The following is a 14,526-nucleotide window of genomic DNA, read 5'->3' on the forward strand; positions in this document are numbered from 1 at the left end:
AAGGGTGCCCGCCTGTCTTCACTACCGGCCGATCCCGGCCCATCGGGCCAGGGATGTGAGTGTCGGGTTGGACCGGTAGTGCAGGGACAGAAGGACCCGCATCGTCTCCCGCGACATCGGGTGGACACGGAGCAGTTCAGGGGCGACTTCCCTGCCGCGTTGCAGGGACTTGAGCGAGGCTTCGCGGTCGCCGGCCGCGAGGTGGGCGCGCGCGGAGTCGATGTGGAAGTGGCCGATGCGGGTCGGTGTGAGTCCTGGGAGTTCCGCGTCGCCGATTTCGGTGGCCATTTTGGCCGCCTTGCGGGGCTTGTCCAGCTCGACCCAGGCGGCCAACTCGTGAAGTGTGGTGTTCGCCGGACCGAAGGTCAGGTTGTGGACCAGTGTGTCCTGTCGCCCCAGGCGCTCGGCCAGGCGCTGGGCGTGGCGTGCGTGGTCCTCGGTGGCTCGCGCGTCTCTGGCACGGGAGGCCATCACCACTCCGCGAAGATGGAGGCTTCCCAGGGCCACGAGCGGTGCGGGGCTGTCGTCGGTCTGGGAGCCGCGTGACATTTTTCTGATCGCTTCCTCCACGACCGTCATGCCTCCGGAGTAGTCACCGGCGGATTGGTACGCACCGGCTTTGCCCCAGTCGGCGACTGCGGTTCCGACGGGTGACCAGGTCCGGGACGCCGCCCATTCCTGACGGGCGACGACCAGCTCGGCGAGGTCCGCGTGGCCGAGGCGTCCGGCCAGGGTGTAGGCGCAGCCGTAGACCTCAATGAGCCGCATCCATGCTGTTGGGTCCTGGGCATGATGGGCGTGCGCAGTCACGCGGTTGATCAGGTCCGGCAGCCTGTCCAGCAGAGCCCGGTACTTCGTATGCGCGCGGAGGTCGCACGCTTCTCTGATGTCGTGTTCGAGCTGGGGGACGCTGATCAGCATGTCCTCCGGTTGGTCGTACCGGCGGATTGCCGTGCGCAGTTCGGCGACCTGCTCGGCCGTATCCGTGTTCACGAGCGATGTGCCGTACAGCACGGACAGGGGCACGCCCATCGCGTGGGCGAGCGAGGCGGCCGTTGGCGGTGTGCAGGGGCGGTCGCCGATCTCGATCTTTGAGAGAAGGGACAGGGACACGCTCGCCCGATGGGCGAGCTTGGACTGAGTCCACCCGAGTGTCTTACGGAGCGTGGCGACATTGTCGCCGACGGCACCCTTCGCGTTGGCAGCGTGCATGGCACCAGTGTCGGGCACCAACGCTCGCATGCGGCTATCAAGTCCCCCTCCGCGCAAAGCCTTTGTGCAACACGCGTGATAGCCACCCCCACTTCCGCGTAGTTATCTGATTACACACTGTCGGCACCTGGTGAGCCCGATACGCGGGGCATGCACTGTGCCGACAGCCTCAGCGGAGTTCCCCCCTCCCGGTCATGATGGAGGCACCCTCATGCCGCTCAGCACGGTTTCGCCCTGTCCGTCTCAGCTCCCGGCTTTGGAGCGCGCGTTCGAGTGCTCTTACTCGCGTACGGCACTTCCTGGCCGTCCGCTCAGCGCGGACGACGCGCGCAGTCCGGGGCGGATACGGCGGATCGTGCGCGCATTGCTCCGGAAATGGGGCCTGGAGGAGCTGATCGACGCGGCGGAACTCGTGGTCACCGAGCTGATCACCAACGCGCTGGCACACGGCCGAGGCCCGGACGTCGTGGTGCGGGTCGAGGTCGGAAGCCGGCTGGTGATCGAGGTCATCGGCAGCGGGCCGGTCACCCTCGAAGGCGAATCGCCGCCCGGCGACCTGGCGGAGAGCGGCCGGGGCGTGTTCCTTGTGCGGGCGGTCGCGGCCGATGTCCGACTCACGGCCGGAGGTCGGGGTGTCCGGTGTGAACTGGATCTGGAGAAACCCGAGGACGCGCCGTGACCGCCTTATGCGCAGAGGCCTGCACCGATAGGTGCCGGCCTCTCTGCTGGACGGCGATGTCGTGGTCACGACGGCCGGCGAGGCCGCGTACGTCACCCTGGAACCCTTGGAACAGCTGCACCCCCAGCGTTCCTCGGGCCCGGTCTGGACGGACGGTGCCTGGCTGTACTGGCTGGTCCCGCCCGGGGCCCACACCTGCTTGGGCACCACACATCTACGGCCTCTGTGTCGAGGGGGCGAGGGTCCCGAGACCGCCGATCGGCCGTCGGCGGGCGGACCCCGCCTCTCCGGGCCGTGGTGGGTCCGCCTTCCGTGTACCGGGGGAACATCAAGGACGAGCCGTACCGGGTCCACCGCTCCTACGCCAGCCCGGACGGCAAGCGGCGGATGGACACCCGCCCGGACGTGACCCTGAGGGCGGCCGGGCTGGAGGAGACGCGCGCCACTGGGCCCTGACGCGGGGCGCCATGACCGTCGTCGCGCCGACCGTCGGCCAGTCGGAAACCCGCGGTCCGGATGCGCCGAGGCACGCGTCGGCAGCCCGAGATTCCCCGCCTCCCGTCCAGGACCGTCGGGGCGGGGAGAACCAGGCACCACCGGGTTCTTCACGTGGAGAGGAGGAGAGATGGATCAGTCGAAGTCCCAGATCGCCGCTCAGGCGGGATCGGTCAACACGGACTCCGAGGAGCTGATCGACCCGTCCGTGGTCGTGCGCTCCGAGGACGTCGAGGAGGAAGGCCCGTTCACGATCTAGCAGTTCACCGGGGGTGCCCCGCCCCGCGCGGGGCGGGGCACCCCCGGTGCTCCGACTTGAAGGACAGCCGTCGATGATCCACGTATTCACCGGACCCACCCTCGCGCGGGAAGACCCCGTGCTCGATGACCACCGGGTCGCCGTCCGGCCACCGGCCCGCCACGGCGACTTCTTCCGCACGCGGATCGCGGACACGGACACCGCCGTGATCATCGACGGTGCCTACCACCACGCTCCGGCGCTCCGGCACAAGGAGATCATCGCCGCGATGGCCCGCGGGGTACGCGTCATCGGGGCGTCCAGCATCGGCGCGCTGCGCGCCGCCGAGCTGGCCTCCTGCGGCATGGTGGGTGTCGGATCGGTGTTCATGGCCTACGCAGCAGGGGCGATCGACGGAGACGACGAGGTCGCCGTCGCGCAGTCCGCCGGCAGCGACCACCGCTCCTGCACCTGGCCCCTGGTCAACCTGCGGCACTGCGCACAGCTCGCCGTGGAGGCCGAGGTGATCGACAGCACGACCTCGGCGATGATGCTGGAGAAGCTCAGGAGCGTCTACTACGCGCACCGGTCGATGACAGCCGTGGAACTCGTCGGCCGCGTCAGCGGAGCCCACCGGTTCACCGACTGGCTCAGGGCCCGCCGGGAGGAAGACCCTCACTTCGGTGATCTGAAGAGGACAGACGCGCTCCTGGCTCTGAAAGCGGCTTTGCTGCTGGACGGTGTCCATTCCGCCCCGGTAAAGGGGCTGGTGTGGCGGACGCCCAACTACCGGCGGTGGGCGAACGCCTCTGTCACCAGCGTGGTGGATGGCGTCAGGATGCCGATCCGGGACCGGGTCGTCTACCAGCAGGTGTTCGACCCCGAGTTCAAGGGCGTGTGGTGGCGGCACCTCAACGCCGTCGGGATAGGAACACTGCCGTACACGCTGGCCAGTGCGGTCATCCGCCCTGCCGTCGACCTCACTGATGAGGCCACCGCGCGTCGACTGCTGGCCCACGAGACCCCGGCCGACCGGGCCGCCATTCGCCAGTACCTCGCTCTCAACGAGCAGCGAGCGCACGCCGAACGGTTCTTCCCCGAAGCGATCAGGAAGAGCGTTGCCCGTCAGGTCCTGGCTGCCGCCTGGGCCCTTTCCCCGGACGATCTCGACGTGGAGGCGTGGGCCCGGGGCTTCCACGGCGAACAGGGAGCCATCGAGGCGGTCAAGCCGTTCGTCCTGGGCTTCCTCGATGAACAGGAGGCGTCATGAGCGAACGGATCGTCCTTGACGGGACCGTGCGGACCAGGTCGCCGGAAACGACCTGGAAGGCGCTGGAGCCCGAGCTGCCGACACTGGGAATCACCCGCGTCGCCCGGCTGACGGACCTGGACTATTTGAGGATTCCAGTGTGGACGGCGATCCGCCCCCAGTCCCACAGCCTGGTCACCACCCAGGGCAAGGGCGCCGACGACACCCTGGCCAAGATCTCCGCCGTGCTCGAAGGCGCGGAACTGTGGCTGATCGAGCAGCCGCCGACGTACGTCGAGCACGGCACCCACCATGCCCTCGGCGTCCCGTACCCGATGAGCGCCCTGCCGGTGAAGCGCGACCACCCCGAACTCGCGCATGTTCCGCTCGACTGGACCGCTGGCACCGGGCTGGTCAGCGGCCGGTCTTTGCTCGTCCCGGCCGACCTCGTCCACCGACGCAGGGACCGGGCTGACTCACAGCCGGAACCCTTCGACATCACCAGCAACGGCCTCGCCGCCGGAAACTCGTACCACGAGGCCGCTCTCCACGGCCTGTTCGAAGTCGTCGAGCGGGACGCCCTCCAGCGCGACGACGCCCGCGGCGGCTCGAACCGGGCCCTGCTCGACCTGGCCACCGTGAAGGACCGGTACTGCCGGGACCTGATCAACCGCTTCCTGAACGTCGGAATGTTCCTGGAGATCGCCCTGGTGGACAGCCCGTGCGGTCTTCCCGTGTGCGCGGCCTACATCTGGTCGGAGGACTACCCGATCCTCTTCGGCGGATCCGGCTGCCACCGGGACCCGCACATCGCCCTGTCCCGGGCGCTCACCGAGGCCGCGCAGTCCCGTCTGACCTGCATCGCCGGGACACGGGACGACCTCGACTCCCACGAGGCCGTCTTCACGGCCGACCCGCCGCGCCCCGCCCCCGCAGGGCCGTACACCGGCGACTGGGCCACCCTGATCAGCCGCTACGACACCAGTGCCGACGACCTGGCCGCGGAGACCGTTGCGGTCGCCCGGTCGATCACCGCCGTCACCGGGCACGAGCCGGTCGCCGTCACCCTCTACGAGAGCCCGGCCTTCGCCGGGGTGAAGATCATCAGCCCCGGCATGGCGATGCGGACCACCCGTTCCATCCCCCGGCCCGGAGGGCACCCCCGTGGATGACACCTCTGAGTACGAGAACACGGACCATCTGTGGCAGCTCGCCCGCGTGTACGACGACTTCCACCGGGCCAGAGCCTCGTCACCGCTGGTCAGCCGGCTCTACGCACAGGCCATGGGCGATGCCTACCCCGAGGAGGTGGCCCCGTACAGCTCCTGCGACTGGCCCCTCCTCGGAACCCTCCTCGGCCGCCTCCGGCTCCGCCCCGACGAACACCTCATCGACCTCGGCTGCGGCACTGGCGGCGTCGGCCTCTGGCTCGCCCGCGCCCTGGCCGCCCGCCTCACCGGCATCGACATCTCTCAGCAAGCCCTCGGCCTGGCCAAGGAACGGACCACCTGCTTCGTCCCCCGGGGCCGAGCGGAGTTCCGGCACGCCAGCATGGAGTCCACCCGCCTCCCGAAGGAGAACGCTGATGGGATCATCTGCATCGACGCCCTGTTCAAAGCCCCCAGGCGGGTGGCCGCCCTGAACGAGATCCGGCGACTGCTGCGGCCCGGTGGCCGGGCCGTCGTCACCGCCGGCGGCAAATGGGACCGCGACGGACTGCCCTTCTGGCTGGCTCAAGCCGAGAGGGCCGGTCTGAAGGTGGAGGCGGTGGACGAACGACCGGACGAGCCCGCCATGTGGGAACGTCTCTACCGGCTCTGGCTCCGACACGAAGACGAACTGCGGCATCAGCTCGGCGAAACGCAAACGGACAGCATGATCGAGGAGGCCCGGCGGACCTACCCCCGACTTGCCGAACGCCGAGCCATCGGCGCCACGCTTCGACGGCCACCGGGTCCGGCCAACGCCTCGTACGCTACGCGGTGACGGACGCTACCGGGGAGCGGGAAAGGACGGTCGAGGGCGAAGTGGCGCGGGTCGCGGTCTATGGTGCGGGGTCCTGGGGAACGGCGACGGCGGTGGTGCTCGCCGACGCCGGGGGCGAGGTGGCTCTGTGGGGGCGGCGTCCCGAGCTCGTCCGGGCGATCAACGTGACCCGAACCAACCCCGACTACCTCCCCGGGGTGGTTCTGCCCGATGGGATCACAGCGACGGCAGACCCGGCCGAGGCGGCCGACGGCGCGGAGTTCGCCTTTCTCGGCGTCTCCGCCCAGCAGCTTCGCGGAGCCCTCACCGGCTGGGCTCCGGTCATTCGGGACGACACGGTGCTGGTGTCCCTGATGAAGGGCGTCGAGCTGGGCACCGATCTGCTGATGAGCCAGGTGATAGCCGAGGTGACCGGGGCGGGCCCGGACCGGATCGCCGTCGTCTCGGGCCCCAACCTCGCGAAGGAGATCACCGCCCGGCAGCCCGCCGCCAGTGTCGTCGCCTGCCGGGACATCACCGTCGCCGAACGGCTCCAGCAGGTCCTCCACACGCCCTGCTTCCGCCCGTACACCAACACTGATGTGATCGGGTGCGAGCTGGGCGGCGCGGTGAAGAACGTCATCGCTCTGGCGGTGGGCATGGCGGACGGCATGGAGTTCGGCGACAACACCAAGGCCGCCCTCATGACCCGGGGCCTCGCCGAGACCACCCGCCTCGCCGTGGCCATGGGCGCCGATCCGCAGACCCTCGCCGGGCTGGCCGGCATGGGCGACCTGATCGCCACCTGCGCCTCGCCCCTCTCGCGGAACCACACCTTCGGTGCGAATCTCGGCCGCGGGCTGTCCGTCACGCAGGCGTCAGCCGTGATGACACAGACCGCGGAGGGTGTGGCCTCCTGCGTATCCGTTCTGGACCTCGCCCGTCGGCACGCCGTCGAGATGCCCATCGCCGAGGCGGTCGTCGGCGTGGTCAAGGACGGGGTGCACCCCCGGACCGCGGTCAAGGGCCTGATGGAACGGGCCGCGAAGCCCGAGTGAGTACCCCGCCGGGATCGCCCGCCGGTGGCCCGCGGCCGGGACGGGCCTCAGTCGTGATTGTGGGTGGACGAGGTGTCCGCCGGGGGCTCGGCGCGGCCGCCGTCGCGGCCCGTGGCCAGGACGGCGAGGAGGATGGCGAGGGTGGCTCCGGCGAGGATGCGGCCGGTGAGGCGGAGGGTCCAGCCGGCTTGGGAGCCGGGGTGGGCGCTGGGGGCGGTCAGGCGTTGGGAGCGGCGGGCGGGGCGGAGGAGGCGGAGGAGGAAGAGGGCGGCGATGGGGAGTTGGAGGAGCCAGATGGAGGTGCGGAACCAGCCGTCGTACCAGACGTTGGTGCCGTAGAGCAGGGTGTGCCAGACGCTCAGGATGTAGACGGCGATGACGAAGCGGTGCAGCACTCGCCAGGTGGTGGGGCCGATGCGGTGGCGTATGTAGAAGAGCAGCCCGAGCGGGATCGCGAGATAGAGGGCGGCCTGGCCGATCGGGATGGCGATGCGGCCGGTGCCGGAGGCGTAGCCGCCGGGGACGAAGGACTCGACGAAGGCCGTCCAGGCGGCGGCGTACCAGGCGTCGGTGTCGTGGTTGATCAGCTCGGCGGCGAAGAGCAGCGCGTGGGCGGCGATCAGCGAGATGGTGTTGAGGCTGGTGGTGCGGTGGAGCCGTTCCAGCCGGGGGACGGACATCGGGAGCCAGGCCGGGCGGGGGCCGGAGAGCAGCAGACCGAGGACGACCGTGACCCAGGCCCAGAGCAGGGCGGACCAGCCGAAGGCCTGGCTGAGGAAGTACATCCAGAAGCCGCCGGGGTCGTCCGCCATGAAGGGCATGACGGTGGCGGTAGAGGAGGCGCGGGAACGGATCCGCGCGTAGAGGAGTACGAAGATCGCGGCGGTGATGACGAGCGCGACCGCTCCGTCGAGGACCCCGGCGCGCAGATCGGACCGCAGGGTGACCCGGGGGCGCGCGGACGCGGGCGCGGGCGCGGGCGCGGACGCCGGTGTGTCCCCGCCCGACTGCTGCGGCACTCGGGCGGCCGGGGTCTGGGCCTGAGCTTGGGCCTCGGCCTCGGCCGCGTCCCCGGCGGTCGGCTCCGGATCCGGCGCGGTCCGGTCCGTGTTCGGCTGCATCGGCTGCGCTCCTTCGCTCGGAACCCGCGCGGGCCCGGAGCGCGTGCGGGGCGTCTCGTCTCAGAAGTCGGGCGGGTCGCCCGGAAAGTTCCCCGCGCCGCGAAGTGACGCGCATCACATGATTTCCTGTCCGCTCATACCCCCCGATCGGGCGAACTGTCGGCATCAGCCGGTCTTTCCCAGTCCCTGGGTCCCACTGGCACCATGACCACCATGGGAGCCGGATCCGTACTCCGCCTCGCCCACACCGCGGTGCTCGCCGCGGTGGGCGTCGTGGTGTCCGGACTCGGCCACGATCTCTCCTCCGGGGCGTCCGTCTCGGTCTGGGGATATCTGTTAGCCCTGCCGCTGGCGGGTGCGGCGGCCTGGCGGCTCACCCGTACGGAGCGTTCCGCGCGGGTCGTGGTCGGCACGAGCGCCGTCGGGCAGCTCGCGCTGCATGTGCTGTTCGGGCTGGTGTCACCGCACGGCGCGCACGGCGGCCCACACAGCGGCGCGCACGGCGCGGGACACTCCGGCGCGCACGCCCTGTCCCATCCGCCCGACCCGCCCGTCGGGGCGCTCGACATCACCGCGCTCGCCTCCCCGGGGGCCGCCATGGCCGGGGCGCACCTGCTGGCCGGGGCCGTGTGCGGCTGGTGGCTCTGGCGCGGGGAACGCGCCCTGGTCCAGCTCGCGCGCGCCCTCGACCTCTTCGCCGGGGGCCGGCTGCGGCTCGCCCTCGCGGTCCTCGGCGGCGGATGCGCCGCACTGCCCGCAGGCCCCGCGCCCGCCCCCACCCGGGCGGCCCCGGCCGGGCCGCCGGCCTCCCTCGTACTCCTGCGCGCCCTCTCCCGGCGCGGGCCGCCGCTCCTTCCGTCCTGATCTCTCGTCACCTCGTCATCCCTCACCACCCTGACGGGTTTCACCCGGACATGAAGGACGTTTTGTGATGCTTTCTTCCACTGAGCGCGATACCGAGATCACCGGCTGGGCACTCGCCGCCGGGCTCGGGGACGAGCGGGCCGCCGAACTCTTCGTCGGCGCGACCTACGACGACGTACGGCGGTTCGTCGCGCATCTCACCGCCGACACGCGCGGCGCGGAGGACCTCACCCAGGAGACCTATCTGCGCGCGCTGCCCAGCCTGCGCCGGTTCGCCGGGCGCTCCTGCGCCCGGTCCTGGCTGCTGGCCATCGCCCGCCGGGTCGTCGTCGACCGCTACCGCCGGGCCTCCGCCAGACCTCGCATCGCCGACACCGCCGACTGGCTCGGCGCGGCGGACCGCGCCCAGCCGCGCCAGCTCCCCGGCTTCGAGGAGTCGGTCGCCCTCGCCGACGCGCTGCGCGCGCTGGAGCCGGGGCGGCGGCAGGCCTTCGTCCTCACCTGTGTGATGGGGGTGCCCTACGCGGAGGCCGCCGACATCCTCGGCTGCCCCGTCGGGACCATACGGTCCCGGGTGGCGCGGGCTCGGCGGGACCTGGCCGCGATCTGGGAAGGGGGGTCGGAGGGGGTGGACGGGCGGGAGCCCGTCGGTTCGCGGGCGACTGTCGCGGCCTGAGGGGTTGCCTCTTGGGGCGACGGTCCTGAATTGACGGCCATGCCCAGTGCAGGCCGCTGAGGTGCGGGGTCCGTCCTCAAACGCCGGACGGGCTTAATTTGACGCCCTTGTCCAGTACAGGCCCCGCACCTCGTCAGGTGGCTCAGGCCGGGTGGGCCGCCTGGCGTTCGACCTTGGCGGCGAATTCGGCCCAGATTTTGGCGTGGTCGCGGGCGAGTTGGGCGACGACTCTGCCCCAGTGCGGGGGAACGTTGTCAACCAGGTGGTCCCAGCCGGCGGCCTCCAGGGTGTGGACGTTGAGGAGGCGGAGCAGGGTGCGACCGCTTTCGCTGAGGCGGAGGGAGGGGTCCGCGCGGAGGCGGGCCACGAGGACGGCGCGGTCCTGGACGGCGGCGCGGGCGACACGGGCGGGCGGGGGTGGCGCGGCGCGGCCCCCGCGACCGCGCGCGCTCTGGCCGCGCCGCTCGGGAGCCGTTTGGCCTCGCTGCCCCGGAACCGGGTCCTCGCCGCGGCTGAGCCGGTTGCGGACATCGCGGGCCGTCTCCGGTGAGATCCCCGCGGCCTGCGCGATCTGGCGCAGGGAGAGCTGGGGGTTCCGGGTCATCAGATCACTCGCCAGCCGCCGGCCCACCGCGCGGTTGACCGGGCGGACCCGGCCGTCCTGGCCGATGCGGGCGCCGCCGAGAAGTCCCGCGCCGGGCAGCCGTTTTCGCATTCCGGCGACGGTCCTCGCGGCGATGCCGGTGACCGAGGCGACCATCCGGTCCGACCACTGCGGATGGGAGGTCATGATGCGTTCGGCCGCCTGTTTGCGGTCGGCCAGGGAGAGCGGCAGACCGTGGGCGATGTTCATGCTGACGGCGATCACGAAGGCGTCGGCCTCGTCGCCGTCGAAGAAGCGGACGCCGATCGTGGGCAGCCCGCGGAGTCTGGCGGCCTTGAGGCGGTGCATGCCGTCGATGACCCGAAGGGTGGGCCGGTGCACGATGATGGGAGGAAGTTCCTCGTGCGCGGTGGCGAGTATCTCGACATGGTCGGCGTTCTCTCCGAGGATTCGCGGCGAGTCCGCGGAGAGCAGTGAGCCGACATCGACTTGGACGACTGGTTCATGGACGAACTGAACGTGCTTGGTCCCCGATTCCACTGAGACTCCTCACGATGTGATCCCACCCGGGAGCGAACACCCCGTACCCGTTCGCGAAGCGACCCGCGCACGAACCGACCCGACCGGGACCGCGCAGCGCTGGGCGGTGTCGCGTCGATCAGGATTTGCCGGAGTGGTCGTGGTCTGCTGAAGAAGACGTAGTGGCGGAAAACTTCCCCCGTCGCGCACCCTCCCCGACGCACGATCTCCAAGGTGGAAGCCCCCGCTTCACCCCTTTGCCAGGAGTCCGGGTCCCCCTGACCCTCGCACCGGCTTTGCGCAAATGCGACTATAACAATCCGTGTTCTCGTGCGTACCCATACAGATCCCCTAAACCACAGGCCGCCATCCCCTACCGCTCTTTGACGCTCCCTCAGGCATTGCGGAAGGCAACGCGAAGGGGGGTACGGACCACCACCCCACGAGTGGTCCATACCCCCTCGGCCCCTGCGGACGGCCCCCAATGCCGTCCGCCTGAGGCGGTCACGCGGTCATACGGCATGCGGTCGTGCGGCATGCGGTCATACGGTCACGCGGTCACACGGTGCGCAGCGCCTCGGTCGGAGAGAGCCGCGCCGCCCGGATGGCGGGCAGCAGTCCGGCGAGCGCGCCGATCAGGATCGCGGAGGCGATGCCTCCGACCCAGGACTCGACCGGGATCACCACGGCCCAGCCCTGGGTCTTGGCGTAGACGGCGGTGGCGGCGACGCCTGCGGTGACGCCGACCGCGCCGCCGATCAGGGCCAGGGCGACGGCCTCCGCCAGGAACTGCGTTCTGATCTGCCGCCGGGTCGCGCCGAGCGCGCGCCGCAGACCGATCTCCGAGCGGCGCTCAAGCACCGAGATGATCATGATGTTGGCGACGCCGACCGCGCCGACGATCAGCGCGACCGCGCCCAGCCCCAGGAAGAGGCTGTTGAACGCGCCCTCGGCCGCGGCGCGGGCGGTCAGCGCGTCGGAGGGCTGGCTGACGTCGACCTCGCCGGCGGCCTTGGGGTTCGCGGTGCGTGCCAGTACCGACTGGACCGCGCCCACCCGCTCGGTGACGGCCCGGACATAGACCGTGCTGGGGTGGCCGTCGGCGGGTTTCCCGTTCGAGACACCGGTGTGGTTGAGGTACTGGCGGGCGGCCGGGTAGCCGATCAGCGCGCTGGTGTCGATCTCCGTGGTGAGCACGGCGGGCCGCAGGATGCCCGCGACATAGAACCACTGGCCGCCGAGCCAGACGCGCTGGCCCGGGTAGACGCGGTCGATGCCCATCCGCTGGGCGGCGGTCGCGCCGAGCACCGTGACGGGCTTGGTGGCAGAGGCCTCGTTCAGCCAGCGGCCGTGGGCGATTCCGGTGGCGATCACCGAGGGCAGATTGAGGCTGGCGGCCCTGATCTGGAGCCCGTTGGTGTGGGTGGCGGGGACCAGCGGGCTGCGGTACGCCTTGGCGTCGGCGACCGTCCCCACATGGGCCACCTGCTCGACCGGGTCCAGCATCGAGAGCCGGGCCGGGGCCTCGCGCGGAAGCTGTGCCTCCTTCCCGCTGAGCGTCTGGCCGTTGGTGGCCTTGAGCAGATTGGTGCCCAGCCGGTCGATCTCGGCGAGCAGCCCGGCCTGCGAGGACGAGGACAGTCCGAGTACGGCGACGATCGCGGCCACGCCGATGGCGATGCCGAGCGCCGACAGCGCGGCGCGCAGCGGCCTGGAGCGGATGCCGACGCTCGCGAGCCTGGCCTGGTCGCCGAGGCGCAGCCGGGCGGGGGCGGTGATGGCCTCGGTGTTCACCGGCGTCCCCCCACAGTGGCGTCCGCCGCGCTGTCGGAGACGATCCGGCCGTCCAGGACATGCACCTGGCGCGGCAGCCGGGCGGCCAGCTCGCTGTCATGGGTGATCACGAGGATCGTCGCGCCCTCCGCGTTGAGCCGGTGCAGCAGCGCGACGATGGACGCGCCGTTGGTGCTGTCGAGATTGCCGGTCGGCTCGTCGGCGAGGAGGATCGCCGGGCGTCCCACCAGCGCGCGGGCGATCGCGACCCGCTGGCGCTCGCCGCCGGACATCTTCCCGGGCCGAAACCGCCGCCGGTGCGCCAGGCCGACCTGTTCGAGGGCTTCGGCGGCCCGCCGCCTGCGCTCGCCGACCTCGACCCCCGCGTACAGCAGTCCGTCGGCGACGTTCTCCAGCGCGGTGGTGTGCGCCGCGAGGAAGAACTGCTGGAAGACGAAGCCGATGCTGCGGGCGCGCACGGCGGCGAGCTGCTGATCGTCCAGGTCGGCGATGTCGATGCCGTTGATCCGTACGACGCCGTCGGTGGGCCGCTCCAGGGTGCCCATCACATGCAGCAGGGTCGTCTTGCCCGAGCCGGACGGCCCGACGACGGCGACGAGTTCGCCCTGCCGGACGGTGAGGGAGACACCGCGCAGCGCGGACACGGGGGGCTGCTCGCCGTAGGTCTTGGTGACGGCGGCCAGTTCCAGCACCGGCCGGGCCGCGGGGAAGGGGAAGGCGGGCTGCTCGGTCATGTGGCGGGCACCGCCACCCGGTCGCCCGGGGCGAGCTTGCCCATGATCTGGACCTGGCCGCCCGCGTCGTCGAAGAGGCCGAGGGTGACGGGCACGGTGTGGCGCTTGCCGGCCGTGTCGACGCGTTCGACCGCGAATCCACCGCCCGCGAGACCGGCGAGCGCGGTCACCGGCACGGTCAGTGCCTTCTTCACCCCGTCGGTGGTGATCTGGACCTGGACGGGGGCCTGGTCCAGGGTTCCCGCGTCCTTCGGGTTCTTCAGCGTGATGTAGACGGGGAGGGTGGCGGTGGACGCGCCCGAGGCGGACGCCTCGTCCTTCCCCCCGGCGGAGCTGGCGATGGCGCCGATCCGGCTGACCTTCCCGAGGGCGGTGCGGTTGTCCGGCAGGGTGACCCGCGCCGGGTCGCCGACGTTCACCCCGGTCTGCTGGGAGGCGTTCAGCTCGACCCGCACCTGACGGGCGGTGGTCCCGGCCTCCAGCACCGGGGCCCCGGGCGCGGCCCGGGTGCCGGGGGCGGCGACCACCTTGGTGATCCGCAGCGGACCGGGCAGCAGCACCGCGTCCCCCAGCTTGAGACGGCCGGTCTCCTCCGCGCCGATGGCGTCCTGGAGGTTGATCAGCGCCTCCTCGGTCTCGGCGGTGAAGTCGTCGAAGTCGTCGGAGTCGGCGTCGAGTTCGGAGGAGGTGGCGTGCCCGAGGGCGAGCAGATTCCGGTTGAGTTCCTTGACGTCCCGGCCGGAGTCGCCCTGTTCGAGGTCGCGGTAGAAGGGCCGGGATCCGCAGAGCAGCGGTACGGGGTTGTCGGCCACGCCGTAGAGGGTCCGGCCGCACTTGATCACGTCGCCCACGCCCGGCAGCGAGGTGTAGATCCCCCTGGCCTGGTTGACCGCCGTGTACGCGCTGCCGTCGGGGCGGGCCGCGTACGACAGGGTGCCGACCTGGTTGATCTGCGCGGAGAGCGGGCCCTGCCGTACGGTCGCGACCGCGCCCACGCCGTCGCTCTCCCGGGCGGGGGTGGCGGGGCTCCCCCCGAAGGGGTCGGTCATCACGATCGCCGCCGCCGTCGCGGCCACCAGGGCCACGGCGGCGGCGACGAGCAGCGGACCGCGCCGCCGGGGCCCGGGCGGACGCGGGCGGTCCTTCTGCGGGCGTCTCGGCCAGGGGGAGCCGGCCGCCGCCACTTCCGCCGCCTCCTCCTCGAAAACCTCCGGCGCGGTCTCCGGCGCGGTCGCCTGCCTGGTCCCCTGCCTGGCCTCCGGCGCGGTCGCCTGCCTGGTCTCCGGTGCGGTCTCCGGTGTCCCGGAGTTCATCGCGG

The 14,526-nt window shown here is 71.4% G+C and carries 15 protein-coding genes; 9 read left to right on the forward strand and 6 right to left on the reverse strand.

Going from position 1 to position 14,526, the window contains the following annotated elements:
• Window positions 1-21: 21 nt before the first annotated feature.
• On the reverse strand, window positions 22-1,212 hold the full coding sequence (locus IE247_RS01935; protein WP_190121049.1) for a helix-turn-helix domain-containing protein: 1,191 nt from the start codon (window positions 1,210-1,212) through the stop codon (window positions 22-24).
• A 211-nt stretch (window positions 1,213-1,423) separates the two neighbouring features.
• On the opposite strand from IE247_RS01935, the gene IE247_RS01940 reads away from it, so the two are divergent.
• The 7 genes from IE247_RS01940 (at window position 1,424) to IE247_RS01965 (ending at window position 6,896) form a co-directional block, all read left to right on the forward strand.
• A complete protein-coding gene (locus IE247_RS01940; protein WP_190121050.1) occupies window positions 1,424-1,891 on the forward strand; it encodes an ATP-binding protein in 468 nt (155 codons plus the stop codon).
• 294 nt (window positions 1,892-2,185) lie between these two features.
• Window positions 2,186-2,347 carry a hypothetical protein gene (locus IE247_RS01945; RefSeq protein WP_190121051.1) on the forward strand — a complete coding sequence of 54 codons (162 nt, stop codon included), beginning with the start codon at window positions 2,186-2,188 and terminating at the stop codon, window positions 2,345-2,347.
• Window positions 2,348-2,516: 169 nt separating this feature from the next.
• The gene (locus IE247_RS34710; RefSeq protein ID WP_268247165.1) at window positions 2,517-2,645 is read left to right on the forward strand and encodes a hypothetical protein; all 129 of its coding nucleotides are present in this window, start codon (window positions 2,517-2,519) and stop codon (window positions 2,643-2,645) included.
• Between the two features lie 73 nt (window positions 2,646-2,718).
• On the forward strand, window positions 2,719-3,894 hold the full coding sequence (locus tag IE247_RS01950; RefSeq protein WP_190121052.1) for a TfuA domain-containing protein: 1,176 nt from the start codon (window positions 2,719-2,721) through the stop codon (window positions 3,892-3,894).
• The gene (locus tag IE247_RS01955; RefSeq protein ID WP_190121053.1) at window positions 3,891-5,045 is read left to right on the forward strand and encodes a YcaO-like family protein; all 1,155 of its coding nucleotides are present in this window, start codon (window positions 3,891-3,893) and stop codon (window positions 5,043-5,045) included. Before IE247_RS01950 ends, IE247_RS01955 begins: the two co-directional genes overlap by 4 nt.
• Entirely contained in the window at window positions 5,038-5,859 is an 822-nt protein-coding gene (locus IE247_RS01960; protein ID WP_229868477.1) for a class I SAM-dependent methyltransferase, read from the forward strand. The genes IE247_RS01955 and IE247_RS01960 overlap by 8 nt, the downstream gene beginning before the upstream one ends.
• Window positions 5,860-5,900: 41 nt before the next feature.
• On the forward strand, window positions 5,901-6,896 hold the full coding sequence (locus IE247_RS01965; protein WP_190121399.1) for an NAD(P)H-dependent glycerol-3-phosphate dehydrogenase: 996 nt from the start codon (window positions 5,901-5,903) through the stop codon (window positions 6,894-6,896).
• Between the two features lie 47 nt (window positions 6,897-6,943).
• Here the strand turns inward: IE247_RS01965 and IE247_RS01970 are convergent, their stop codons facing one another.
• Window positions 6,944-8,017 carry a ferric reductase-like transmembrane domain-containing protein gene (locus tag IE247_RS01970; protein WP_190121054.1) on the reverse strand — a complete coding sequence of 358 codons (1,074 nt, stop codon included), beginning with the start codon at window positions 8,015-8,017 and terminating at the stop codon, window positions 6,944-6,946.
• Between the two features lie 204 nt (window positions 8,018-8,221).
• Here IE247_RS01970 and IE247_RS01975 point away from each other — a divergent pair, with 204 nt between their 5' ends.
• Together IE247_RS01975 and IE247_RS01980 are read left to right on the forward strand one after the other, a co-directional pair.
• Entirely contained in the window at window positions 8,222-8,881 is a 660-nt protein-coding gene (locus IE247_RS01975; protein ID WP_229868478.1) for a hypothetical protein, read from the forward strand.
• Between the two features lie 67 nt (window positions 8,882-8,948).
• Window positions 8,949-9,557, forward strand: coding sequence for a sigma-70 family RNA polymerase sigma factor (locus IE247_RS01980; RefSeq protein ID WP_190121055.1), 609 nt, complete (start codon window positions 8,949-8,951; stop codon window positions 9,555-9,557).
• A gap of 142 nt (window positions 9,558-9,699) precedes the next feature.
• On the opposite strand, the gene IE247_RS01985 is transcribed toward IE247_RS01980, so the two are convergent.
• From IE247_RS01985 to IE247_RS02000, 4 genes are all read right to left on the reverse strand, one after another.
• Window positions 9,700-10,701, reverse strand: a complete 1,002-nt coding sequence (locus IE247_RS01985) for a ParB/RepB/Spo0J family partition protein (protein WP_190121056.1) — start codon at window positions 10,699-10,701, stop codon at window positions 9,700-9,702.
• A gap of 537 nt (window positions 10,702-11,238) precedes the next feature.
• Entirely contained in the window at window positions 11,239-12,474 is a 1,236-nt protein-coding gene (locus tag IE247_RS01990; protein WP_190121057.1) for an ABC transporter permease, read from the reverse strand.
• Window positions 12,471-13,208, reverse strand: a complete 738-nt coding sequence (locus tag IE247_RS01995; RefSeq protein ID WP_190121058.1) for an ABC transporter ATP-binding protein — start codon at window positions 13,206-13,208, stop codon at window positions 12,471-12,473. The genes IE247_RS01990 and IE247_RS01995 overlap by 4 nt, the downstream gene beginning before the upstream one ends.
• Window positions 13,205-14,521: an efflux RND transporter periplasmic adaptor subunit gene (locus tag IE247_RS02000; protein ID WP_190121059.1), complete on the reverse strand. Its 1,317-nt coding sequence runs from the start codon at window positions 14,519-14,521 to the stop codon at window positions 13,205-13,207. Before IE247_RS02000 ends, IE247_RS01995 begins: the two co-directional genes overlap by 4 nt.
• Window positions 14,522-14,526 lie beyond the last annotated feature (5 nt).

The sequence above is a fragment of the Streptomyces inusitatus genome, assembly GCF_014651115.1.
Lineage (GTDB): Bacteria > Actinomycetota > Actinomycetes > Streptomycetales > Streptomycetaceae > Streptomyces > Streptomyces amakusaensis.